A 22,907-nucleotide genomic window follows, 5' to 3' on the forward strand; every position below is an offset into this window, starting at 1 on the left:
ACGGCACGAGCGCTCCCTGGACGTTCGCCGGTGGTGTGGGGGGTGTCGCCGCTGGTGCCGACGGGCGGATCGCGGCCGCCCCGACGGGCCCGGTGGGGCCGTCGGGGGCTCAGTAGGCGCCGGTGCCCGCCAGCACGGCGCGCACGGTCCGCAGGAGCACTCCGACGTCCACGGACAGGGACCAGTTGTCCACGTACCTGAGGTCCAGGGCGACGGTTTCGTCCCAGGACAGGTCGGAGCGCCCGCTGACCTGCCACAGGCCGGTGAGCCCGGGTTTGACGGCCAGCCGGCGCAGTTCCACCTCGTCGTAGCCGGCGACCTCGTCGGGCAGCGGCGGGCGGGGGCCGACCAGGGACATGTCCCCGCGGACGACGTTGAACAGCTGGGGCAGCTCGTCGAGGGAGTACCGGCGCAGCACCCGGCCGACGCGGGTGACCCGGGGATCGCGGCGCATCTTGAACATCCGGCCGTCCTTCTCGTTGGTCCCGGCCAGCTGGTGTCTCAGCCGCTCCGCGTCGACGACCATGGTGCGGAACTTCGCCATGGTGAAGGGCACCTGGCCGCGGCCCATACGGGTCTGCCGGTGTACGACGGGCCCCGGCGAATCCAGCCGTACGGCGAGGGCCACCGCCGCGAACAGCGGGGAGAGAAGCAGGATCAGCAGCGTCGCGCCCAGCCGGTCCGTCACCGACTTGAGCAGCGCGGCGAGCCCCCGGCGCAGCGGCGGGGCCACGTTCAGCAGGGTGAGCCCGGCCACCGAGGAGACCCCGACCCGGTGCCCGGCCACCTCGGTCAGGCCCGGTACGACCACGAGCGGGCACTGGGCGCCGTGCAGCGCCCATGACAGCCGCCGCAGCCGGGCCCCGCTCAGGTGCGGTCCCGGTACGACGACGACCACGTCCACGCCGAGGCGCCGGGCCGCCTGAAGGACGGGCCCGGCGTCGGCCGACATTCGCGACGGCGCCTGCCGCCGCAGCCGGGCGGCGATCGGGGCCAGATCGTGCGGGTCCTCGTCGCCGATGGGGCACACCCCGACGACGACGAACTCGTGGTCGGTCCGTCTGGCGAGATGGCTCACCAGACCGTCGACGGCCTTCGCCTCCCCGATCACCAGGGCCCGGCGGACGGCCCGGCCCGTACGGCGCCGGGCGAGCAGATGACGCTGGAGCAGCGCGTGCACGGCGGCGCTCGCCGGGGCGCACGGGGCGAGGGCGGCCAGGGCGAGGAGGAAGGGGGACTGCTCGCCCGTCGCCGCGCGCACCACCGCGAGCAGTCCGATCAGCACCAGCCAGTCCTGCAGCGCGGAGGCGACGTTGTCGCGCTCGCCGAGCCGGCGTACGGCGTAGCGGTCCCGTGCGGCGCGCACGAGCAGCCAGGCCAGGGCCGCCACCACCCCGTACACCACCCCGTTCCTGCCGTCGGCCTGCGCGAAGGCCGCGCACACCGGGGCGCCGGCGGCGGCCGTGTCGCCGAGGAGGGCCGCGGGCGCGTACCAGGCGGGCTTGCCGACGCGGCGTCCGGCGGGTGGCTGTGCCCGGATGACCTGTGTCCGTGCGGGCTTCGTCATTGGTGCGTGGGGCATTGTCTCCCCGAACAGCCACATGCGCCCTCCAAGAGGATCGGAAAGGACGAATCGAGTGTGTAGGGCGGGCTGTGGGGGAGAGGGGCACGACGCTGGGGGAGAGGGAACTCTCACCCGATGAGCAGAGCGCCATGCCCGGCGCATATGCGAACCGGCACGGCGCGTCGCGGAGGTCGGTGGACGCGGGTGCCGGTGCACGCACGAGGGGCCGGGGTCGCTCCATGGCGACCCCGGCCCCTCGTCGGTCTGCGGCGTACGAACCCGGTCTACTTCACGGGCTCGGGCTCCGGCTCGCTCTCCGTCTCGGCCGCGCCCGCCGGGTCGACCGGCGTCTTGACGGAGTCGAGCAGCAGCTGGGCCACGTCGACCACCTGGACGGACTCCTTGGCCTTGCCCTCGTTCTTCTTGCCGTTGACCGAGTCGGTCAGCATGACGAGGCAGAACGGGCAGGCGGTGGAGACGATGTCGGGGTTGAGGGAGAGGGCCTCGTCGACGCGCTCGTTGTTGATGCGCTTGCCGATGCGCTCCTCCATCCACATCCGGGCGCCGCCGGCGCCGCAGCAGAAGCCGCGCTCCTTGTGGCGGTGCATCTCCTCGTTCCTGAGGCCCGGGACCTTGCCGATGATCTCGCGCGGCGGCGTGTAGATCTTGTTGTGGCGGCCCAGGTAGCACGGGTCGTGGTAGGTGATGATGCCCTCGACCGGGGTGACCGGGACCAGCTTGCCCTCGTCGACCAGGTGCTGCAGCAGCTGGGTGTGGTGGATGACCTCGTAGTCGCCGCCGAGCTGCGGGTACTCGTTGCCGATCGTGTTGAGGCAGTGCGGGCAGGTCGCGACGATCTTCTTCGCCGACTTCGGCTTCCTCGACTCCGCCGTGACCTTGCCGTCGTCGTCCAACTCCTCGCCGAACGCCGTGTTCAGGGCCATGACGTTCTCCATGCCGAGCTCCTGGAACAGGGGCTCGTTGCCGAGGCGGCGGGCGGAGTCGCCGGTGCACTTCTCGTCGCCGCCCATGATCGCGAACTTCACGCCGGCCATGTGCAGCAGTTCCGCGAAGGCCTTGGTGGTCTTCTTGGCGCGGTCCTCCAGGGCGCCGGCGCAGCCGACCCAGTAGAGGTACTCGACCTCGGTGAGGTCCTCGATGTCCCGGCCGACGACCGGGACCTCGAAGTCGACCTCCTTGGTCCACTCCAGGCGCTGCTTCTTGGCCAGGCCCCAGGGGTTGCCCTTCTTCTCCAGGTTCTTGAGCATCGTGCCCGCCTCGGACGGGAACGCGGACTCGATCATCACCTGGTAGCGGCGCATGTCGACGATGTGGTCGATGTGCTCGATGTCGACCGGGCACTGCTCGACGCAGGCGCCGCAGGTGGTGCAGGACCACAGGACGTCCGGGTCGATGACGCCGTTCTCCTCGGCGGTGCCGATCAGCGGGCGCTCGGCCTCGGCGAGGGCGGCGGCGGGCACGTCCTTGAGCTGCTCGGCGGACGCCTTCTCCTCGCCCTCCATGGTCTTGCCGCCGCCGGCCAGCAGGTAGGGGGCCTTGGCGTGGGCGTGGTCGCGCAGCGACATGATCAGCAGCTTCGGGGAGAGCGGCTTGCCGGTGTTCCAGGCCGGGCACTGCGACTGGCAGCGGCCGCACTCGGTGCAGGTGGAGAAGTCCAGCAGGCCCTTCCAGGAGAACTGCTCGACCTGGGAGACGCCGAAGACGTCGTCCTCACCCGGGTCGGTGAAGTCGATCGCCTTGCCGCCCGACGTCATCGGGAGCAGGGCGCCGAGGGCCGTACCGCCGTCGCTCTCCCGCTTGAACCAGATGTTCGGGAAGGCCAGGAACCGGTGCCAGGCCACACCCATGTCCGTCTTCAGCGAGACCGTGATCATCCAGATGAAGGACGTCGCGATCTTGATCATGGCGACCAGGTACACCAGGTTCTGAAGCGTGCTCACGCCCAGGCCCTTGAAGGCCGCGACCAGCGGGTACGAGATCAGGTAGGACGCCTCGTAGCCGTCCACGTGCTGCAGGGCACCCTCCAGGCCGCGGAGCGTCAGGATCGCCAGGCCGATGATGAGGATGACGGCCTCGACGAAGTAGGCCTGGCCGATGTTGGAGCCCGCGAAGCGTGACTTGCGCCCCGGGCGGTCCGGCCGTGACAGCTGGCGGATCACGATGAGCGTGAGGATGCCCAGCGTGGTGAGCAGGCCGACCAGCTCGGTGAAGACCTCGTACGGCGCCCAGTCGCCGATGACGGGGATGTACCAGTCGGCCTCGAAGAGCTGCCCGAAGGCGTTGACCAGGGTCAGGACCAGGGTGAAGAAGCCCACCGCCACGAACCAGTGCGCGACGCCGACGATGCCCCAGCGGTTCATGCGGGTGTGGCCGAGGAACTCCTTGACCACGGTGACGGTGCGCTGCTTGGGGTCATTGGTGCGGGTGCCGGCGGGCACGTTCTGTCCGAGCCGCACGAAGCGGTAGATCTGGCCGATGGCTCGGGCGAACAGCGCCACGCCGACCACGGCCAGGACCAGCGACACGATGATCGCGGCGAGTTGCATTTGGGGGCTCCTCGGGCCTGCGAGGGGGTTTCCTCCGTGTACTTCCTGTGTACTCCGAAGGCGCGATTACTAAGCAGTAACTTATGCAGTCCGTCTGAGACTACCCACTTATGCCGCCGCACTGTAGTGGCGCAAGCGGTGATCTGCGTCGCTGTGGGCCTTCCGCCCGCTCAGCCGCCGGAGCCGCCCGTGCCGAGGGCCGGTGCGAACGTCACACGGAACATTCTGGGCCAGAACTTCCCCGTGACGAGGAACTGGTCCGTTCCGGGAACGGCCGCGATGCCGTTGAGTACGGCCCCGGGGGCGAGCGCGGCCCCGCGCATCAGCCCCGAGGCGTCGATGTCCGCGGTCACCGCGCCGGTCGCGGGGTCGATCCGCACGATCCGGTCGGTGTCGAACACATTGGCGTACACGGCGGCGCCGACGCACTCCAGTTCGTTCAGCCGCTCCAGCGGAGCGCCGTCCTCGGTGACCGAGACCCCGCCCTTCGCCGCGAGCGTGCCCGGGTCCCGGAACGTCAGCCGGGCCGAGCCGTCGCTCGTCACCAGCCGGTGCCGGTCCTGCTGGAAGCACATCCCCCAGCCCTCGTCCGGGTACCGGACGCGGCGCAGCTCCTTCAGCGTGGCGGTGTCGCGTTCGACGGCGATCCGGTCCCGCCAGGTGAGCTGCCACAGGGTCCGGCCGAGCACGGTGATCCCCTCGCCGAACAGGGGTCCGGGCAGCGCCACCCGCGCCGTGGGCCGCCGCCCCGGGGGCCCCGCCTGCACCCAGGAGCCGCCGGAGAGGCCGGTGCCCTCGTAGAGCGTGCGGCCGGCCATCTCCAGGCCCTCGGTGAACGCGGCCGGATCGTGCGCGAGGACCTCCAGCACCTCGACCCGCAGACGCTCGGCCCGGTGCGCGGCGGGCGCGCCCCCGGCCGGGCCCGCGGTACGGCCGGGGGCGCGCTCCCCCTGGGCGCACGACACCAGCAGCAGCGCTCCCATCAGCAGGGCCGCCCCGGTCACGGCCGGTGTGACACGGTCACGCACGGCAGACACCCCCCGGTTTCAGGACCGCCCGCAGGGGTGTCACCAGGGGCTGGCGCAGCAGCGTGGGGGTGCGGTCGGCGTGGGGCTCCAGCAGGTGCAGGACCAGGGTGCGCCGTGAGCGGGCGGGCAGCTCCAGGTCCAGTGTGAACACCGAGTGGCCGCGTTCGACGGCGGACGAGAGCAGCACCGGGCGGCCGTCCAGGGTGGCGCCGGCGAGGGAGGCGCCGACCCCCGCGTAGTACGAGACCAGGAGCCGGTTGTCGCCCGGCCGGGTGCGGTAGGGCGGGGAGTCGCCCCGCAGGGTGACATAGCCGGGCAGACCGGAGGCCGGGGCCCGGTTGGCGAGGGTGAGGGTCACGGTGACCGGGCGGTCGCCGCCGCGGCAGCCGTCCCCCTCCGCCTCCCAGAGCAGGCTCCGGTCGAGGTAGTAGTCCAGCTTGGAGCCCGCCGCGTTGTTCACCACCACCCCGGCGAAGGGGCCCGGGGCGTCCGGGAGCGTTCCGGCGTACGGGCGCGACTGGAGGAGGCGCTGCTCCTCCGCGTGGGCGCTCCACACCTTCAGCCGTCCGTCCCGCTGGGCGTCGTGCGCGGCGACGAGCAGCCCCGGCAGCATCCCGGCGTCGTCGGCCGCGGTCATCAGCCGCCCGGCGGCGGCACGGGCCGCCTCCACGAAGAACGCCTTGCGCCGGGTGACGTCACGGTAGCGCGCGTAGCTGGTCCTCTCGGTGAGGTCCACGACGTTGCCGGCGGTCAGCTCGGTGCCGTCGGCCATCCGGGCCGGGCCGGTGACCTGGAGGAAACGGCTCAGGGTGACCGGGTCGACGGCGATGGCGCCGTCCACCCGCTGCCCGGTGTGCTTCCGCCACGCCGCCGCCCAGATACGGGCCGCGTAGGGGAAGTGCGGGCTCATGTTGGAGTTGGCCCACACACGGGTGGGCGAGGAGCCCTCGTAGCGTGCCCTGAAATCGGCTCCGGGGCTCTCGAGGTCCTTGAGGCCGAGGTCCGTCTTCCCCGTGGCCATCTCGGTGTTGTTGCCGAACCGCTCGAAGGACAGCCGGCCCCGGTCGGCCCGCAGCACGGCGAAGGCCCCCGGCACACCTCCGGTGCCGCGTGCCTCGGCGATGTTCTGGAAGGCGAGGAAATAGCGCCGTTCGCCCTGCGCGCCGAGCATGGGGGGCAGGACCCGCGCCGCCACGGAGACGTCGGTCATCACCGGCGCGAGGCGGTCCAGCCGGCGCACGAGCCCGGCGCGGGCCCGGTCGGCTGCGGGCAGCCAGGTGGTCCCGGGCAGCCGGTGCACATCGGCCCGGACCTCGGCCGTGACGTGTGCGGCCCGGACGAGCCGGGGAGCCTGCTGCCGCAGCGCCATGAGGGCCTCGGGCATCCCGCCGCCGCGGCCGTCCGGGGCGACCGCCGCAAGAGCGCCCGCCAGCGGGGACAGCACCTCGCCGGCCAGCCGGTCCGCCGCATACGCGGCCCCGCGCACGGTCCTGACGGGCTCCCCCGCCACCGGCAGCAGGGCCGCCGCGTACCAGACCGGGCCGCTGGTCAGGCGATGGGCCCGGGCGGCGTGCACGGCCGCGGAACGCACCGCCGCCAGCCGCTCCCGGGCCGGGCCGGGCACTGAGCCGGACGCCTGCGCGGACGCCGCCGACTGCCGTAGCGCGTCCAGGTCCCGCTGGGCCGCGAGCAGTTCGGAGCGGGCGAAGACTCCGGTGACACCGATCCAGACGGCCGCGGCCACCGGGAGCGCGACGGCGGACAGCAGGGTGGTCCTGAGCACGCGCCGGCAGACCCGGGCCCCCTTGCCGGGGCGGCCGGGCCCGGGCGCGCCGACGGCGTCCCGGCCGGGGCCGGGACGCCGTGGTGCCGCGGTACGCGTGTCCTGCTCCGTCATGAACTGCGGCGACGGCGTACGGCCAGCATCGCGCCACCGCCCGCCGCGATGAGCCCCGCGGCGGTGCCGCCGACGGCCAGGGCCTTCTCGCTGCCGGTGGCCGCGAGTCCCGCACGGTGCTCGGAGCGGCCCGGAGTGCCGTGGCGGCCGTGGTCGCCGGGACGGTCGTCCCCGCCGGGACCGTCGTGGTGACCGGGCCCGCCGAGCGCCGCCAGCACCCGGATGCGGGTGGAGACGCTGCGGCTGGGATGGCGCGCGGTGAGCCGGAAGACGTGCCTCCCGGGGCGGACCGTACTCGGGATGGTCACGGTCCCGTCCACCGTCCCGTCCTCGTGGGCCGTGAAGACGCCGAGGACGATCGGGCGTGACTCCAGTCGCGCCGTGACGGTCTGGAACTTGGCGAAGCCCGTGGCGTGGAAGGTCACCGCCTCTCCGGCCCGCAGCGAGGTGCGGTTCAGGCTCAGGGTGGGGGTCACCGGCGGGTACTGCGCATGGGCGGTCTGCGCCCCCACCAGCGGTGCGGCCACGAGCACAGCAGCCGTTGCTGCAGATGCCAGTGCGCACCGCCATCTGGGCGATGACGTCATCTTCTTCACTCTCCTCGACTTCGTCCGGGCCAGGCGGCTGCTGCGTCGGCCGTAATCAAGATCTGGATACATCGAATAAATGGGACATTCGGGTCCCGACTGGCGTGATGGTGCCCAGAAGTCACCGGATGGGGGAGCACTCGTTCCGCGATGGCCCATGTGATCGCGCCGATGGAGTGACGGGGCGATGTGGGTCGCCGGGGTCGTTCGGCGGGCCGACATGGGGTGGCTCCGCCGGTTGGTGAGCGCGATTCCCTATCTTCGGCTGTGCGCATAGGGAACAGAACGCCTCAATTCGGGTGGTTCCCTTGGTTCTATGAGGGGTGCACCTTGGATCTCCACGGATTCCTGAAGGCTCTTGCCAGACGCTGGCCGACCGTCGTGGTCTGTCTGGTTCTCGCGATCGGGGCGGCGCTCGCCGGGACGAGTTTGAGTGCTCCCGTCTACGAGGCCCGTACCCAGCTCTTCGTCGCCACCCGTACCGGCGACGACACCTCGCAGTTGAACCAGGGTCAGAGCTTCTCGCAGGCGCGTGTCCAGTCCTACGCCGCGATTGTGACGACACGTCAGGTGACCGCGCCGGTGGTGGAGAAGCTGCGCCTTCGCACCACGCCCGAGGAACTGGCGTCCCGGATCACCGCCAACGCCCCGCTCAACACCGTGCTCATCGACATCACCGTCCGGGACACCGCGCCCCGGCGGGCGGCACGTATCGCCAACGCGGTCGCCGAGCGGTTCGGCGCGGTCGTCGAGCGGCTGGAGACGCCCGGGGGTACGGCGGGTTCCGCGGGGTCCGAGCGGTTGGCCACGCGCTCCTCGCGCGGCGGTCCCGTCACCGCCTCCCCCGTCTCGCTCGGCGTGACCCAGGAGGCCGTCCCCCCGTCCGTCCCGGTCTCGCCCCGCCCGGTGCTCAACCTGGCCGCGGGGGCGCTGGCCGGGCTGCTGCTCGGTGCCGGGCTGGTCGCCGTGCGCGAGACCCTCGACACCACGCTCAAGACGAGCCAGGCGCTGAGCGAGTTCACCGCGCTGCCGGGCCTCGGGAGCATCCCGTACGACAAGAACGCGGTCAGGCAGCCGCTGGTCAGCGCCGATGTGCACTCCAAGCGGGCCGAGGCCTTCCGCAAGCTGCGCACCAACCTCCAGTTCGCGCAGGTCGACGATCGGCCGCGGATCATCGTGGTGACGAGTTCGCTGCCCGGCGAGGGCAAGACCAACACCGCGGTGAACCTCGCCCTCTCGCTCGCCGAGGCGGGGATCTCCACCTGCCTGGTGGACGGCGACCTGCGCCGTCCCTGCGTGGCCTCGACCTTCGGCCTCGTCCAGGACGCCGGTCTGACCACGGTCCTGATCGGGCAGGCCCGGATCGAGGACGTGATGCAGCAGGCCGGCGGCCGGCTCTCGGTGCTCACCAGCGGTGCCGTACCGCCGAACCCGACCGAACTGCTCGCCTCGGCGCGCATGGAGGAGGTGCTGCGCGAGCTGGCGGGCGTCTACGAGGTCGTGATCGTGGACACGGCCCCGCTGCTGCCGGTCGCCGACACCGTCGGACTCGCCTCGCTCGCCCAGGGCGCGCTGCTCGTCGTCCGCGCGGCGAAGACGCGCCGGGACCAGGTCCGCACCGCCGCCGAGTCGCTGGAGCGGGTGGGCGTCCGCGTCCTCGGCACCGTGTTCAACATGGCCCCGGCCCCGAAGGGCGACCGCTACGGCGCCTACGGGCGGTACGGCGAACTGCCCGCTCCCCGCGCGTCGACCCCTCTGGGCGGAGCCGGCGCGCCCCCGGTGACGCGGGGCGCGGGCGGACAGTGATCCGGGGCCGCGCGGTATGACCCGGGTCCTGTTCGTCTGCACGGGCAATGTGCACCGCTCGGCGCTCGCCGAGCGGCTGCTGGCCGCGCGGCTGGGGCCCGGCTCGGGCGTACGGCCCGAGAGCGCGGGTACCCGGGCGTGGCCCCGGCCCGGTATGGAGTGCGCCACCCAGGCCGTGCTGGAGGAGCTGGGCGGTGACGGTTCGGGCTTCGCGGCCCGGCCGCTCACCGCGCGGCTGGTCGCGGACGCGGCGCTGGTCCTCGGGCTCGCCCGGGAACACCGGGAGGCGGCGGTGCGGCTCGCCCCGGCGGCACTGCGGCGCTGCTTCACTCTCAGGGAGTTCGTACGGCTGGCGGCCGGGGCGGCGGCGTCGCCGGCTGGCGGCCGGGTCGAGGGCCTGGTGGCGGCCGTGGCCGCCCGGCGGGGCCAGGTCGCCCCGGTCGTTCCGGACGAGGACGACATCGCGGACCCCTGGGGCAGGCCGCACCATGAGCTGTACAGGTGTGCCCGCCAGATCGACGGGCAGGTGAGCAGACTCGCCCGGCTGCTGGAGGGCGGCGGGGCGGGCGTCTGAGCGTGGCGCCCTGCGGTCGGTCGGCAAGGCTCCCGCCTGGGGCTTTGCCGCCATTGCCGAACTGCACCGGATGAAAGTTGAGTCGGCGTGACTCAGGTCTGTTGACGCCGTGGGATCCCTCATGCATCCTTGAGCCTGTTCCACTCAAGTCAGCTGGAGGAATCGAAATGGCACGTGCGGTCGGCATCGACCTGGGCACGACTAACTCCGTCGTCAGCGTTCTGGAGGGCGGCGAGCCCACCGTCATCACCAACGCCGAGGGTGCCAGGACCACGCCGTCCGTCGTCGCCTTCGCCAAGAACGGCGAGGTGCTGGTCGGTGAGGTGGCCAAGCGCCAGGCGGTCACCAACGTCGATCGGACCATCCGGTCCGTCAAGCGTCACATGGGCACCGACTGGAAGATCGCGCTCGACGGGAAGGACTTCAACCCGCAGCAGATCTCCGCGTTCATCCTGCAGAAGCTGAAGCGGGATGCCGAGGCGTACCTGGGCGAGAAGGTGACCGACGCGGTCATCACCGTCCCGGCGTACTTCAACGACTCCGAGCGCCAGGCCACCAAGGAGGCCGGCGAGATCGCGGGCCTGAACGTCCTGCGCATCGTCAACGAGCCGACCGCGGCCGCGCTGGCCTACGGCCTCGACAAGGACGACCAGACCATCCTCGTCTTCGACCTCGGTGGCGGCACCTTCGACGTGTCCCTGCTGGAGATCGGCGACGGCGTCGTCGAGGTGAAGGCCACCAACGGCGACAACCACCTCGGTGGTGACGACTGGGACCAGCGTGTCGTCGACTACCTGGTCAAGCAGTTCCAGTCCGGCCACGGCGTGGACCTGAGCAAGGACAAGATGGCCCTCCAGCGCCTCCGTGAGGCCGCCGAGAAGGCCAAGATCGAGCTGTCCTCGTCCACCGAGACCTCGATCAACCTGCCGTACATCACCGCGTCCGCCGAGGGCCCGCTGCACCTGGACGAGAGGCTCACACGGGCTCAGTTCCAGCAGCTGACGGCCGACCTGCTCGAGCGCTGCAAGACGCCGTTCCACAACGTCATCAAGGACGCCGGCATCTCCATCAACGAGATCGACCACGTCGTCCTCGTGGGTGGCTCGACCCGTATGCCCGCCGTCGCCGAGCTCGTCAAGGAGCTGACCGGCGGCAAGGAGGCCAACAAGGGCGTGAACCCGGACGAGGTCGTCGCCATCGGCGCCTCGCTCCAGGCCGGTGTCCTCAAGGGTGAGGTCAAGGACGTCCTGCTCCTCGACGTGACCCCGCTGTCGCTCGGTATCGAGACCAAGGGCGGCATCATGACCAAGCTGATCGAGCGCAACACCACGATCCCGACGAAGCGTTCGGAGATCTTCACCACGGCCGAGGACAACCAGCCGTCGGTGCAGATCCAGGTCTACCAGGGCGAGCGCGAGATCGCGGCGTACAACAAGAAGCTCGGCATGTTCGAGCTGACCGGTCTGCCGCCGGCGCCGCGTGGCGTCCCGCAGATCGAGGTCTCCTTCGACATCGACGCCAACGGCATCATGCACGTCACGGCGAAGGATCTCGGCACCGGCAAGGAGCAGAAGATGACCGTCACCGGCGGCTCCTCGCTCCCGAAGGACGAGGTCGACCGGATGCGCCAGGAGGCCGAGCAGTACGCGGAGGAGGACCACCGCCGCCGCGAGGCCGCCGAGACCCGCAACCAGGGCGAGCAGCTCGTCTACCAGACGGAGAAGTTCCTCAAGGACAACGAGGACAAGGTCCCGGCCGAGATCAAGACCGAGGTCGAGTCCGCCGTCGCCGAGCTGAAGGAGACGCTCAAGGGCGAGGACACGGCCGAGATCCGCAGCGCCACGGAGAAGGTCGCGGCCGTCTCGCAGAAGCTCGGCCAGGCCATGTACGCCGACGCCCAGGGCGCCCAGGCGTCCGCCGATGCGGGTGCCTCCGGGGCCAAGGCCGACGACGACGTGGTCGACGCCGAGATCGTGGACGACGAGCGCAAGGACGGTGCCGCGTGACGGAGGAGACCCCGGGCTTCGAGGAGAAGCCCGACGTCCCCTCCGGCGCCACCCCCGAGGACGCCGAGCCGCAGGCCGCCTCCCCCTCTTCGGAGGAGGCGGCGGCCCCGGCAGGGGACGCAAGCGCACAGAACGCCGGTCTGGTGGCCCAGCTGGACCAGGTGCGCACGGCGCTCGGTGAGCGCACGGCGGACCTCCAGCGGCTCCAGGCCGAGTACCAGAACTACCGCCGCCGCGTCGAGCGCGACCGGATCACGGTCAAGGAGATCGCCATCGCGAACCTCCTGACCGAGCTCCTGCCCGTGCTCGACGACATCGGCCGCGCACGGGAACACGGCGAGCTGGTCGGCGGCTTCAAGTCCGTCGCCGAGTCGCTGGAGACCGTCGCGGCGAAGATGGGTCTTCAGCAGTTCGGCAAGGAGGGCGAGCCCTTCGACCCGACCATCCACGAAGCCCTGATGCACAGCTACGCGCCGGACGTCACCGAGACGACGTGCGTGGCGATTCTGCAGCCCGGGTATCGCTTCGGCGAGCGCACCATCCGCCCCGCGCGGGTGGCCGTCGCCGAGCCGCAGCCGGGGGCGCAGACGGTCAAGGCCGAGGAGACGACCGAGGCGGGCGACGACAAGGAGAACGGTGGCCCGGACGAGGGCTGACGTACACCACGAACGCGTAGGGAAGGAGGGACGTCGGGGATGAGCACCAAGGACTTCATCGAGAAGGACTACTACAAGGTCCTCGGCGTCCCCAAGGACGCCACCGAGGCCGAGATCAAGAAGGCGTACCGGAAGCTCGCACGCGAGTTCCACCCGGACGCCAACAAGGGCAACGCCAAGGCGGAGGAACGTTTCAAGGAGATCTCCGAGGCGAACGACGTCCTCGGCGACCCCAAGAAGCGCAAGGAGTACGACGAGGCCCGCGCCCTCTTCGGCAACGGCGGCTTCCGTCCCGGCCCCGGGGCGGGCGGCTCGTTCAACTTCGACCTCGGCGACCTCTTCGGCGGCCAGGCCGGCGCCGGAGGGAGCTTCGGCGGGGGTCTCGGTGACGTCTTCGGGGGCCTGTTCAACCGTGGCGGCGGCGCGGGCACGCGTACGCAGCCGAGGCGCGGCCAGGACATCGAGTCCGAGGTCACGCTGAGCTTCATGGAGGCGGTGGACGGCGCGACCGTGCCCCTCCGTATGTCCTCCCAGGCGCCCTGCAAGGCCTGCTCGGGCACCGGCGACAAGAACGGCACGCCCCGGGTGTGCCCGACCTGCGTCGGCACCGGGCAGGTGGCGCGGGGCTCGGGCGGCGGCTTCTCGCTGACCGACCCGTGCCCGGACTGCAAGGGCCGGGGCCTGATCGCGGAGAACCCCTGCGAGGTCTGCCACGGCAGCGGCCGGGCGAAGTCCTCACGGACGATGCAGGTGCGCATTCCCGCGGGTGTCTCCGACGGGCAGCGCATCCGGCTGCGCGGCAAGGGCGCGCCCGGTGAGCGGGGCGGCCCGGCCGGCGACTTGTACGTCGTCGTGCATGTGAACCCGCACCCGGTCTTCGGCCGCAAGGACGACAACCTGACGGTGACCGTGCCGGTGACCTTCGCGGAGGCGGCGCTCGGCGCCGACATCCGGGTGCCCACCCTCGGCGGGCCACCGGTGACGCTGAAGCTGCCTCAGGGGACGCCCAACGGGCGCACCATGCGCGCCCGCGGCAAGGGCGCGGTGCGCAAGGACGGCACCCGCGGGGACCTTCTGGTCACCGTCGAGGTGAGTGTCCCCAAGGACGTCTCGGGGAAGGCTCGTGAAGCTTTGGAGGCGTATCGCGAGGCAACCGCGGAGGAGGACCCGCGGGCGGAGTTGTTCCAGGCCGCGAAGGGAGCATGAGGAGATGGACGGCCGTCGACGCAACCCGTACGAACTGACCGAGGACACCCCGGTCTATGTCATCTCGGTGGCGGCCCAGCTCTCCGGACTGCACCCGCAGACGCTGCGCCAGTACGACCGCCTGGGCCTCGTGTCCCCGGACCGCACCGCGGGCCGGGGACGGCGCTACTCGGCCCGTGACATCGAACTGCTCCGCCAGGTGCAGCAGTTGTCGCAGGACGAGGGCATCAACCTGGCCGGCATCAAGCGCATCATCGAACTGGAGAACCAGGTGGCCGCGCTCCAGTCCCGGGTGGTGGAGCTTCAGGACGCCCTGGAGGGTGCGGCGGCGACGATGCGCCAGCGCGAGGCGGCGGTCCATGCCTCGTACCGCCGCGACCTGGTGCCGTACCAGGAGGTGCAGCAGACCAGCGCGCTGGTGGTGTGGCGGCCGAAACGGCAGCAGCAGGACTGACGCGGCGTGCACGCGGACGTGAAGGGGTCGGGAGGCCGGAAGGCCTCCCGACCCCTTTCGCGACGTCCGGCCTGACGGTGGCGGGGGTACCCGCGCTTGTGTGGGCGTGATGTAGATCACGTTGCTTATTTCGGCCGAAAATCCCTGCTGACAAGGAAGTTGACGGGCTGTCGGGTGCGAAACCCGCCCAGGTCGGAGGCGGAATCTCCATCGGGCAAGGGTTTTGAAACGGGTGCCGCACGAGACTCTCTTGGTCTTCACGTGAATTCCACAGAGATCCTGTTGCCATCTCGTTAACCCCTGCTTCTTGACGCTGCCCCCCGTCGCCGCGTTGGCTTTCAGCCACTGGGGTCGCAACGCTGCTCCCCCGCCCGGAAGGCACCTGATGTGAACGCTCGTACCACCCGTAGGACTGCTGTGCGTCGAACCGCCATGGCCCTGGCCGCCTCCACGGCGTCCGTATCCCTTGCCGCGTGCGGCGTCATCGACGGAGTCGGCGGAGGCAGCAGCTCCGCGTCTCCCAAGAAGGGCGACGACATCACAGTGGGTCTCCTTCTGCCGGAGAAGGAGAACCCGCGGTACGACAAGTTCGACTACCCGATCATCAGGGACCAGGTGCGTTCCCTCACCCACGACAAGGGCAGGGTCGTCTACGCCAACGCCGATGCGGACAAGACCAAGCAGAACGAGCAGCTCGACCAGATGATCGCCGACAAGGTGGACGTGCTGCTGCTGGACGCGGTGGACGCCAAGGCCATCGCGCCCGGCGTGCAGAAGGCCAAGGACGCGGGCATCCCGGTCATCGCCTACGACCGGCTCGCCCAGGGCCCGATCGACGCGTACATCTCCTTCGACAACGAACTGGTCGGCCAGGTGCAGGGCCGCGCCCTCATCGAGGCGCTCGACGGCAAGGCGGGGACCGGCAAGGTCGTCATGATGAACGGTTCGGTCACCGACCCGAACGCGGCGCAGTTCAAGGCGGGCGCGCTCAGCGAGCTCCAGGGCAAGGTCAACATCGTCAAGTCCTATGACACGAAGGACTGGAAGCCGGAGAACGCCAAGGCGAACATGGAGCAGGCGATCCGCTCCGTCGGCCTGAGCGCCATCGCGGGCGTCTACTCCGCCAACGACGGCATGGCCGGCGCCGTCATCGACGCGTTGAAGGAGGCGGGCGCCTCCAAGGTCCCGCCGGTGACCGGGCAGGACGCGTCGCTGGACGCCGTGCAGCGGATCGTCGCGGGCGAGCAGTACATGAGCGTGTACAAGTCGTACCCGCAGGAGGCCAACAACGCCGCCGAGATGGCGGTGTCCAAGGTCCAGGGCCGCTCGATCGAGTTCGACGCGCTGACCCGGGACAAGGTCGACAGCCCGACGCAGAAGAAGATCCCGTCGATGCTGATGCCGGTGGTCGCGCTGAAGACGGACAACATCAAGGAAACCGTGATCCAGGACGGCTTCTACACCGTCGAGGACATCTGCACCGCCAAGTACAAGGCTGCCTGCGCGGTGATCGGCCTGAAGTAGCGGGCATGGAGCGGCAGGACTGAAACAGCCGGACGGGAACGGTCGCACCGGAAACAGCCGTGGCGGGCGGGCAGCGATGCCTGCCCGCCACGGCTGTTTCCGGCGGGCCCGGCCACCCCGCCCGCCGCGGCCCGCACCCCCGTCATCTGAGTGCAATCGGAACTTCCGGAGGTAGGGAGAAGCGGGGATGTTCCGGGGCAAGTACGGGCGTTGGGGCGGCGGAGCCGTGTTGCGGAGGCGGGCGGCTCCGCGCATAGTTGCGCTGCAAAGGCGACGCAGGACGCCGGAGCCGGGAGTGGGAGCCAGGGGTGGAAGATGGCCGGGCACGGGACGGACGCGCATCCGCACGGCGCTGACCGGCTCTGCGAGGCCGGGAACCGCGTGTACTCCCGGGCCGTACGCCGGGGCCGGGTGCCCCGTGCCGACGCCGCGCCGGTGCCCTGTCTGCTGGAACTCGCGCTGCTGCACCCGGACCCCGACGACATGGACTGGCTGGTGCCGACCTCCCCGCAGGAGGTCATGACCCGGCTGCTGCGCGGGGTGCACGAAGAGGTCAGCGCGAGCCAGGCGCGGGTCGGGGCGGCGGTGGCCGCGGTCGAGTGGTACGCCGGGCTCGGCGGCCGTGAGCAGGCCCCCGTGGAGGGGGTGGCGATCCGTGTGCTGGACGGGCTGCCGCGCATCCGTGCCGCGATGGACGAGGCGACCGAGGGGTGCACGCGCGAGGTGCTGACGGTGCAGCCGGGCGGCATCCGACGCGAGGACGAGCTCTCCGAGGGCCTGCACCGGGCGATGGAGATGCGCCGCAGGGGCGTACGCATGCGCGACCTGTACACGCACGTCGCCCGGCACGGCCAGGGGCTGCACACCTACATGGAGCTGATGGGCGAGGCGGCCGAGGCCCGCACCCTGGACGAGGTGCCCGAGCGTCTGATCCTCTTCGACCGCGCGGTCGCCTTCATCCCGGCCAACGCCGACCGCACCATCGCGCTGGAGCTGCGCCACCCGGCCCTGATCGACTATCTGGTGACCGTCTTCGAACGCCTGTGGCGTCTGGCGATCCCGCTGACGTCCCCGCTGCCGGAGACCGGCATCGACGGCATCACGCACCGGGAACGCTCGATCGCGGCGCTGCTGGCGGAGGGCCACCAGGACGCCGTGGTCGCCGAACGCCTCGGTATCAGCGTGCGCACCTGCCGGGCGCACATCGCCCGGCTCTCCGAGACCCTGGGAGCGGCGAGCCGTACGCAGTTGGGCGTCCGCATCGCCCAGGCGGGCCTGGACGGGCCCTCGCACGCGCCCGAACTGCTCCCCGCCACCACTCCCGGTGCTCCGCAACCCCCCGCGGGTCTATGAGGCAGCCGAGCGGCGCGGCTGCGCTCCGTACGAGCGGGCCCCGGGTCGCGGGGCACCGTCGTCACTGCGGTCGGCCCTCCCCCGAAAGCGGGTGATTCTGGCTCAGAATCCCCGACCGCGCGATGAGATAGCCGAGTTGGGCGCGGCTGCCGCTGCCGAGGGCTGTGGCCAGCTTGGCTATGTGGGCGCGGCAGGTGCGCACGTTCATCCCCAGGCGGCGGGCGATGGCCTCGTCGACGTGGCCCTCCACGAGCAGTTTGGCGATGGAGTGCTGGATGTCCGTGATGCCGTCCGGATCGGTCTCGTAGGGAGTGCCCGCTCTCAGCGGCACCGCCCGGCCCCACATGAACTCGAAGACCTTGACCAGATAGCGGACGAGGCCCGGGTGACGCAGTTCCAGGGCGACCTGGCGGTCGTCACTGATGGGAATGAACGCGACGGCCTCGTCGCAGATGATGAGCCGCTCGACGAGTTCGTCGATGGTGCGGTACTCGGCCTTGCCGTCGGTGAACTGGTCCACATAGGCCAGCCGTTCCGGGCTGTACCGGGCCGTGTGCTGGTACAGGGTCCGGATACGCACCCCGCGTTCGATGAGCGGCCTGTCGCGCTCCAGTCCCTCGATGAGCCGGCGCTCGGGGCGGTGGCCGCTCGGCTGGACCGTGAGCATCTCGTTCTGGCACTGGGCCGTGGCCAGGTCGAGTGCGGCGTTGATCCGGTCGAGTCCCTCCAGCACCGTGATCGAGTGCGTGGGCGCGGTCGCCTGGGCGCTGAGGGCCATGAACGGCTCGAAGGTTTCGGCCAGGTTGGTCGACAGCCGCCTGCGATCGGAGATCTCACGCTCTATCGGGTTGAGCCGCTGGGCCAGAGCGACCGAGGGGGGCACGGGACGCAGCCAGTTCGCGTCGTCCGGATCAGGGTGGAGGAGGGCGAACTCCATGAGACACGGTGCCTCTTCCGCGTCGGCGCGGGCGATACGCCCTGTGCGCAGGGCGTTCGCGTACAGGCGGCCACCCTCCTCGCACAGTTCGGTCAAGGCATGGGGATGTGTCGCTTTAGCCCGATTGGTTGTCAAACCTCCACCCCCCAGGGTCCTGAACATGCAGGAACATGATGCACCGATTGTGTGGCCATGACGTGCCCGAATGAGCCATCGTCTTAGTCGACGGGGGAAGAGGGGACCTTCAAGTGAGGACGAAGCCGACTATGGGTAAGAGAATGCTTCGCTCGGTGCTTGTCGCCACCTTCTCCGCCGTTGTGGCCTTCGGAACGCTGAGTGGCCTCTCCGGCACGAAGGAGGACGTGCGAGCGGACAGCGTGTGGTCGTTGGTGCCCGCTTCTTCTGCTGCGGCCGGCAGTGACACGCCCGTCGGCACAGACGACAGCGTGTGGAGCTGATGTGACCACTCCTCCGGACGACCGCACCTTCCGTCGCGAGATGGCCACGGCCTACCGCTCCGGCTGGCACTTCATCGACCTGGTCACCGCCATCCCCCACAGCGGTGACTCGTTGATGGTGACCGTGTTCGGGGAGCCCGTCGTCGTCACCCGTGACGACGACGAGGATCTGAGGGCCTACCGGCTTCTGCGGCGGCCTCGGGGGGCGCCGCAGCCCGTCCGGTGCGCCATAAGGTACGGAATGATCTTTGTGAACCTGGACCAGCGCGACCATCGGCTGGTCGAACCGGACACCCCGGAAATGAGGACTGTCTCAGCCACCCCCCGCAGTGCCTGACGCGATTCCCCCGTCGTAAAAGATCGCTCAGGTGCTTCCCCCCGCAGCGGCGTCACCGTGACCTGAACACGGTGACGCCGCTGTAGTTTGCACGGCGAAGCCCGGTATGCCCCCGAGGGTACGGTGGCTGGAACCAGCCCCTCCTCGTCCCTGGTCCTGGGCTCGTGAGCCCGGTGCCGGTCACAGCCGGTCACACCCGGCGACGGTCTCGCTGCGTGTGCCCGTGCCACGGATGCCGGTGCGCCCCGCGAGCCCCCGGGTCGCGCCGCCCCTTTTCGTGCGCGCCTCTTCCCCGATCGCCGAGCCCGCCCCCGCGCCCCGCCCGTATGTCAGTGAGGACGTCATGCGGGTACACGGCCATTGCCTCTCCCGCTCCGCGCCTTGAGTGGAATAGACTCAACTTTGTGTACGTTGCTCTCGTCAGAATGACGCAGGACGACAGCTGAGCGCGGCCGACGCAAGGAGGAGATCGGGAACGTGGACGCCGAGCTGACCAACAGGAGCCGGGACGCGATCAACGCGGCCACCAGCCGGGCCGTGTCGGAGGGCCACCCGGACCTGACCCCCGCCCACCTGCTCCTCGCGCTGCTCGAGGGGCAGGACAACGAGAACATCATCGACCTGCTGGCCGCCGTGGACGCCGACCAGGCCTCCGTGCGGTCCGGTGCCGAGCGCGTGCTCGCCGGTCTGCCCAGCGTCACCGGGTCGACCGTCGCGCCGCCGCAGCCCAACCGCGAGCTGCTCGCCGTGGTGGCCGACGCGAGCAAGCGTGCCAAGGACCTCGGCGACGAGTACCTCTCCACCGAGCACCTGCTCATCGGCATCGCCGGCAAGGGCGGTGCCGCGGGGGAGGTCCTGTCCCGAGAGGGTGCGGACGCCAAGAGGCTCCTCGAAGCGTTCCAGAAGACAAGGGGAGGACGCCGCGTGACGACCGCGGACCCCGAGGGCCAGTACAAGGCCCTCGAGAAGTTCGGCACGGACTTCACCGCCGCCGCGCGTGACGGCAAGCTCGACCCGGTCATCGGCCGGGACCAGGAGATCCGCCGCGTGGTGCAGGTGCTCTCCCGCCGTACGAAGAACAACCCGGTCCTCATCGGTGAGCCCGGCGTCGGCAAGACCGCCGTCGTGGAGGGGCTCGCCCAGCGGATCGTGAAGGGCGACGTGCCCGAGTCCCTCAAGGACAAGCGGCTGGTCGCACTGGACCTCGGCGCCATGGTCGCGGGGGCCAAGTACCGCGGCGAGTTCGAGGAACGCCTGAAGACCGTCCTCGCCGAGATCAAGGACTCCGAGGGTCAGATCATCACGTTCATCGACGAACTGCACACCGTCGTCGGTACGGGCGCCGGAGGCGACTCCGCCATGGACGCCGGCAACATGCTCAAGCCGATGCTGGCCCGCGGCGAACTGCGCATGGTCGGCGCGACGACCCTCGACGAGTACCGCGAGCGGATCGAGAAGGACCCGGCGCTGGAGCGGCGCTTCCAGCAGGTGCTCGTCACCGAGCCGACCGTCGAGGACACCGTCGCGATCCTGCGCGGCCTCAAGGGCCGCTACGAGGCCCACCACAAGGTGCAGATCGCGGACAGCGCGCTGGTGGCCGCGGCCACCCTCTCCGACCGGTACATCACCTCCCGCTTCCTGCCCGACAAGGCCATCGACCTGGTCGACGAGTCCGCCTCGCGGCTGCGCATGGAGATCGACTCCTCTCCCGTCGAGATCGACGAGCTCCAGCGCACCGTGGACCGGCTGCGCATGGAGGAGCTGGCCCTCGCCAAGGAGACCGACCAGGCCTCCAAGGAGCGGCTGGAGAAGCTGCGCCGCGACCTCGCCGACAAGGAGGAGGAGCTGCGCGGCCTGACCGCCCGCTGGGAGAAGGAGAAGCAGTCCCTCAACCGCGTCGGTGAGCTGAAGGAGAAGCTCGACGACCTGCGCGGCCAGGCCGAACGCGCCCAGCGCGACGGCGACTTCGACACCGCCTCCAAACTGCTGTACGGCGAGATCCCGGGCGTGGAGAAGGAACTTCAGGCCGCCTCGCAGGCCGAGGAGGAGGCCGCCAGGGACACCATGGTCAAGGAGGAGGTCGGCCCCGACGACATCGCGGACGTCGTCGCGTCCTGGACCGGCATCCCCGCCGGACGCCTCCTGGAGGGCGAGACGCAGAAGCTGCTGCGCATGGAGGAGGAGCTGGGCCGGCGGCTCATCGGCCAGACCGAGGCCGTACGGGCCGTCTCCGACGCCGTACGCCGCAGCCGGGCCGGGATCGCCGACCCCGACCGCCCGACCGGCTCGTTCCTCTTCCTCGGTCCGACGGGCGTCGGCAAGACCGAACTGGCCAAGGCGCTCGCCGACTTCCTCTTCGACGACGAGCGGGCGATGGTCCGCATCGACATGTCGGAGTACGGCGAGAAGCACAGCGTCGCCCGCCTGGTCGGAGCCCCGCCCGGCTACGTCGGCTACGAGGAGGGCGGCCAGCTGACCGAGGCGGTGCGCCGCCGCCCGTACAGCGTCGTACTGCTCGACGAGGTGGAGAAGGCCCACCCCGAGGTCTTCGACATCCTCCTCCAGGTGCTGGACGACGGCCGTCTGACGGACGGCCAGGGACGCACGGTCGACTTCCGCAACACGATCCTGGTGCTGACCTCGAACCTGGGCAGCCAGTTCCTGGTCGACCCCGTCACCAGCGAGGACGAGAAGAAGGAGCAGGTCCTGGAGCTGGTCCGCGCCACCTTCAAGCCGGAGTTCCTGAACCGGCTCGACGACCTCGTCGTCTTCTCGGCGCTGACCAAGGACGAGCTGAGCCGTATCGCCCGGCTCCAGATCGACCGCCTGGCCAAGCGGCTGGCCGAACGGCGGCTGAGCCTGGAGGTCACGCCGCAGGCCCTGGCCTGGCTCGCGGACGAGGGCAACGACCCGGCGTACGGCGCCCGCCCGCTGCGCCGCCTCGTCCAGACCGCCATCGGCGACCGCCTCGCCAGGGAGATCCTGGCGGGCGAGGTCAAGGACGGCGACACGGTCCGCGTGGACGCCTTCGGCGACGGGCTGCTCGTGGGCCCGGCGTCCGGCAAGACGCTCTGACCGCCGGCCCCACCGTCAGGGCCCGGCCGGACCGAGCAGGTCCCGTGGTGTACGAGGGCGGCGTCCCCGTCCTCGTACACCACGGCCGGCCCGACCTCGCCGACGCCGGTCCAGAGGCCATCGTGGACCGCCGGGCAGGTGCCGTGCCCCCGCCGGGACACGGCCACGAAGGCCGGGGAAAGGCACCGGACACCCCCCATGATCTTGCGCATGCTCACCCCCCGTCCGCCGCACCGGACGGCGCAGACCGGCCGGATCGTGTCAGCCCCCCGCGGACACGACCCGTTCAGGGTTGCCACCCCCCTCCCCGGATGAGGGAGGATGGCGTAATCCGTACGAAGGGAAGAACACGGTGAGCATCGACCCGTCCTCGATTCCGAATTTCGGGGGCCAGCCCGAGCCGCAGCCGCCGGCGGGCCCCGTGGTTCCGGATCAGGACCTCGTGAAGCAGCTCCTGGACCAGATGGAGCTCAAGCACCTCGTTGACGAAGAGGGAGACCTCGTCGCGCCGTGGGAGCAGTTCCGTACGTACTTCATGTTCCGCGGCGAGGGCGACCAGGCCGTCTTCTCCGTGCGGACGTTCTACGACCGTCCCCACCAGATCGACGAGAAGCCGCAGCTGCTGGAGTCCATCGACGACTGGAACCGGCGCACCCTGTGGCCCAAGGTCTACACCCACACGCACGACGACGGCACCGTCCGCCTCATCGGTGAGGCGCAGATGCTGATCGGCACCGGCGTGAGCCTGGAGCACTTCGTCTCGTCGACCGTGAGCTGGGTGCGCGCCGCCATCGAGTTCGACCGGTGGCTCGTCGAGCAGCTCGGCCTCGCGGAGGACGTCGACAACGCGGAGAAGCCCGAGGACGACGGAGAGTAGA

General features: G+C 70.7%; 17 protein-coding genes. 11 read left to right on the plus strand and 6 right to left on the minus strand.

The genetic code is table 11. The annotated features are described in order from the left end of the window. Positions 1-109 precede the first annotated feature (109 nt). The 5 genes from ABZ823_RS06765 to ABZ823_RS06785 all read right to left on the minus strand — a co-directional run bounded on the left by ABZ823_RS06765 (position 110) and on the right by ABZ823_RS06785 (position 7,583). Entirely contained in the window at positions 110-1,567 is a 1,458-nt protein-coding gene (locus ABZ823_RS06765; RefSeq protein WP_361654595.1) for a sugar transferase, read from the minus strand. Positions 1,568-1,848: 281 nt separating this feature from the next. Further along, positions 1,849-4,131 carry a (Fe-S)-binding protein gene (locus tag ABZ823_RS06770; protein ID WP_361654598.1) on the minus strand — a complete coding sequence of 761 codons (2,283 nt, stop codon included), beginning with the start codon at positions 4,129-4,131 and terminating at the stop codon, positions 1,849-1,851. A 170-nt stretch (positions 4,132-4,301) separates the two neighbouring features. After that, positions 4,302-5,159 carry a glutaminyl-peptide cyclotransferase gene (locus tag ABZ823_RS06775; RefSeq protein ID WP_361654600.1) on the minus strand — a complete coding sequence of 286 codons (858 nt, stop codon included), beginning with the start codon at positions 5,157-5,159 and terminating at the stop codon, positions 4,302-4,304. After that, entirely contained in the window at positions 5,152-7,056 is a 1,905-nt protein-coding gene (locus tag ABZ823_RS06780; protein WP_361654603.1) for a DUF4012 domain-containing protein, read from the minus strand. The genes ABZ823_RS06775 and ABZ823_RS06780 overlap by 8 nt, the downstream gene beginning before the upstream one ends. Then, positions 7,053-7,583 carry a hypothetical protein gene (locus tag ABZ823_RS06785; RefSeq protein ID WP_361654606.1) on the minus strand — a complete coding sequence of 177 codons (531 nt, stop codon included), beginning with the start codon at positions 7,581-7,583 and terminating at the stop codon, positions 7,053-7,055. Before ABZ823_RS06785 ends, ABZ823_RS06780 begins: the two co-directional genes overlap by 4 nt. 390 nt (positions 7,584-7,973) lie before the next feature. On the opposite strand from ABZ823_RS06785, the gene ABZ823_RS06790 reads away from it, so the two are divergent. From ABZ823_RS06790 to ABZ823_RS06825, 8 genes are all read left to right on the plus strand, one after another. Further along, entirely contained in the window at positions 7,974-9,449 is a 1,476-nt protein-coding gene (locus ABZ823_RS06790) for a polysaccharide biosynthesis tyrosine autokinase (RefSeq protein WP_361654609.1), read from the plus strand. Between the two features lie 16 nt (positions 9,450-9,465). Continuing rightward, on the plus strand, positions 9,466-10,023 hold the full coding sequence (locus ABZ823_RS06795) for a low molecular weight phosphatase family protein (RefSeq protein ID WP_361654612.1): 558 nt from the start codon (positions 9,466-9,468) through the stop codon (positions 10,021-10,023). Positions 10,024-10,190: 167 nt separating this feature from the next. Further along, the gene (gene dnaK / locus ABZ823_RS06800) at positions 10,191-12,029 is read left to right on the plus strand and encodes a molecular chaperone DnaK (protein WP_361654615.1); all 1,839 of its coding nucleotides are present in this window, start codon (positions 10,191-10,193) and stop codon (positions 12,027-12,029) included. Next, positions 12,026-12,685 (plus strand): nucleotide exchange factor GrpE, encoded by a 660-nt coding sequence (grpE, locus tag ABZ823_RS06805; protein WP_361654617.1) that lies wholly within the window; start codon positions 12,026-12,028, stop codon positions 12,683-12,685. The genes dnaK and grpE overlap by 4 nt, the downstream gene beginning before the upstream one ends. A 39-nt stretch (positions 12,686-12,724) precedes the next feature. After that, the gene (gene dnaJ / locus ABZ823_RS06810; protein ID WP_361654619.1) at positions 12,725-13,891 is read left to right on the plus strand and encodes a molecular chaperone DnaJ; all 1,167 of its coding nucleotides are present in this window, start codon (positions 12,725-12,727) and stop codon (positions 13,889-13,891) included. 4 nt (positions 13,892-13,895) lie between these two features. Beyond that, positions 13,896-14,345, plus strand: coding sequence for a helix-turn-helix domain-containing protein (locus ABZ823_RS06815; RefSeq protein ID WP_361654621.1), 450 nt, complete (start codon positions 13,896-13,898; stop codon positions 14,343-14,345). Positions 14,346-14,762: 417 nt separating this feature from the next. Beyond that, positions 14,763-15,869 carry a substrate-binding domain-containing protein gene (locus tag ABZ823_RS06820; RefSeq protein WP_361654624.1) on the plus strand — a complete coding sequence of 369 codons (1,107 nt, stop codon included), beginning with the start codon at positions 14,763-14,765 and terminating at the stop codon, positions 15,867-15,869. Between the two features lie 315 nt (positions 15,870-16,184). Continuing rightward, positions 16,185-17,222 (plus strand): helix-turn-helix transcriptional regulator, encoded by a 1,038-nt coding sequence (locus ABZ823_RS06825; RefSeq protein WP_361654626.1) that lies wholly within the window; start codon positions 16,185-16,187, stop codon positions 17,220-17,222. A 61-nt stretch (positions 17,223-17,283) separates the two neighbouring features. Here the strand turns inward: ABZ823_RS06825 and ABZ823_RS06830 are convergent, their stop codons facing one another. Continuing rightward, entirely contained in the window at positions 17,284-18,321 is a 1,038-nt protein-coding gene (locus ABZ823_RS06830) for a helix-turn-helix transcriptional regulator (RefSeq protein WP_361654629.1), read from the minus strand. Between the two features lie 336 nt (positions 18,322-18,657). On the opposite strand from ABZ823_RS06830, the gene ABZ823_RS06835 reads away from it, so the two are divergent. The 3 genes from ABZ823_RS06835 to ABZ823_RS06845 all read left to right on the plus strand — a co-directional run bounded on the left by ABZ823_RS06835 (position 18,658) and on the right by ABZ823_RS06845 (position 22,906). Then, positions 18,658-18,954 (plus strand): (2Fe-2S)-binding protein, encoded by a 297-nt coding sequence (locus ABZ823_RS06835; protein WP_361654788.1) that lies wholly within the window; start codon positions 18,658-18,660, stop codon positions 18,952-18,954. Between the two features lie 477 nt (positions 18,955-19,431). Beyond that, the gene (gene clpB / locus ABZ823_RS06840) at positions 19,432-22,029 is read left to right on the plus strand and encodes an ATP-dependent chaperone ClpB (protein ID WP_361654632.1); all 2,598 of its coding nucleotides are present in this window, start codon (positions 19,432-19,434) and stop codon (positions 22,027-22,029) included. 352 nt (positions 22,030-22,381) lie between these two features. Further along, on the plus strand, positions 22,382-22,906 hold the full coding sequence (locus tag ABZ823_RS06845; protein ID WP_361654634.1) for a YbjN domain-containing protein: 525 nt from the start codon (positions 22,382-22,384) through the stop codon (positions 22,904-22,906). Position 22,907 lies beyond the last annotated feature (1 nt).

The organism is Streptomyces sp. NPDC047079 (assembly GCF_040643755.1).
GTDB lineage: Bacteria > Actinomycetota > Actinomycetes > Streptomycetales > Streptomycetaceae > Streptomyces.

Bases quoted from the DNA above. Each gene is read 5' to 3' on its own strand.
- ABZ823_RS06795 (WP_361654612.1), top strand. From the start codon at position 9,466: ATGACCCGGGTCCTGTTCGTCTGCACGGGCAATGTGCACCGCTCGGCG.
- dnaJ (WP_361654619.1), top strand. From the start codon at position 12,725: ATGAGCACCAAGGACTTCATCGAGAAGGACTACTACAAGGTCCTCGGC.
- ABZ823_RS06835 (WP_361654788.1), top strand. From the start codon at position 18,658: ATGGCCACGGCCTACCGCTCCGGCTGGCACTTCATCGACCTGGTCACC.
- ABZ823_RS06765 (WP_361654595.1), bottom strand. From the start codon at position 1,567: ATGACGAAGCCCGCACGGACACAGGTCATCCGGGCACAGCCACCCGCC.
- ABZ823_RS06825 (WP_361654626.1), top strand. From the start codon at position 16,185: ATGGCCGGGCACGGGACGGACGCGCATCCGCACGGCGCTGACCGGCTC.
- ABZ823_RS06830 (WP_361654629.1), bottom strand. From the start codon at position 18,321: ATGTTCAGGACCCTGGGGGGTGGAGGTTTGACAACCAATCGGGCTAAA.
- ABZ823_RS06780 (WP_361654603.1), bottom strand. From the start codon at position 7,056: ATGACGGAGCAGGACACGCGTACCGCGGCACCACGGCGTCCCGGCCCC.
- dnaK (WP_361654615.1), top strand. From the start codon at position 10,191: ATGGCACGTGCGGTCGGCATCGACCTGGGCACGACTAACTCCGTCGTC.
- ABZ823_RS06815 (WP_361654621.1), top strand. From the start codon at position 13,896: ATGGACGGCCGTCGACGCAACCCGTACGAACTGACCGAGGACACCCCG.
- ABZ823_RS06770 (WP_361654598.1), bottom strand. From the start codon at position 4,131: ATGCAACTCGCCGCGATCATCGTGTCGCTGGTCCTGGCCGTGGTCGGC.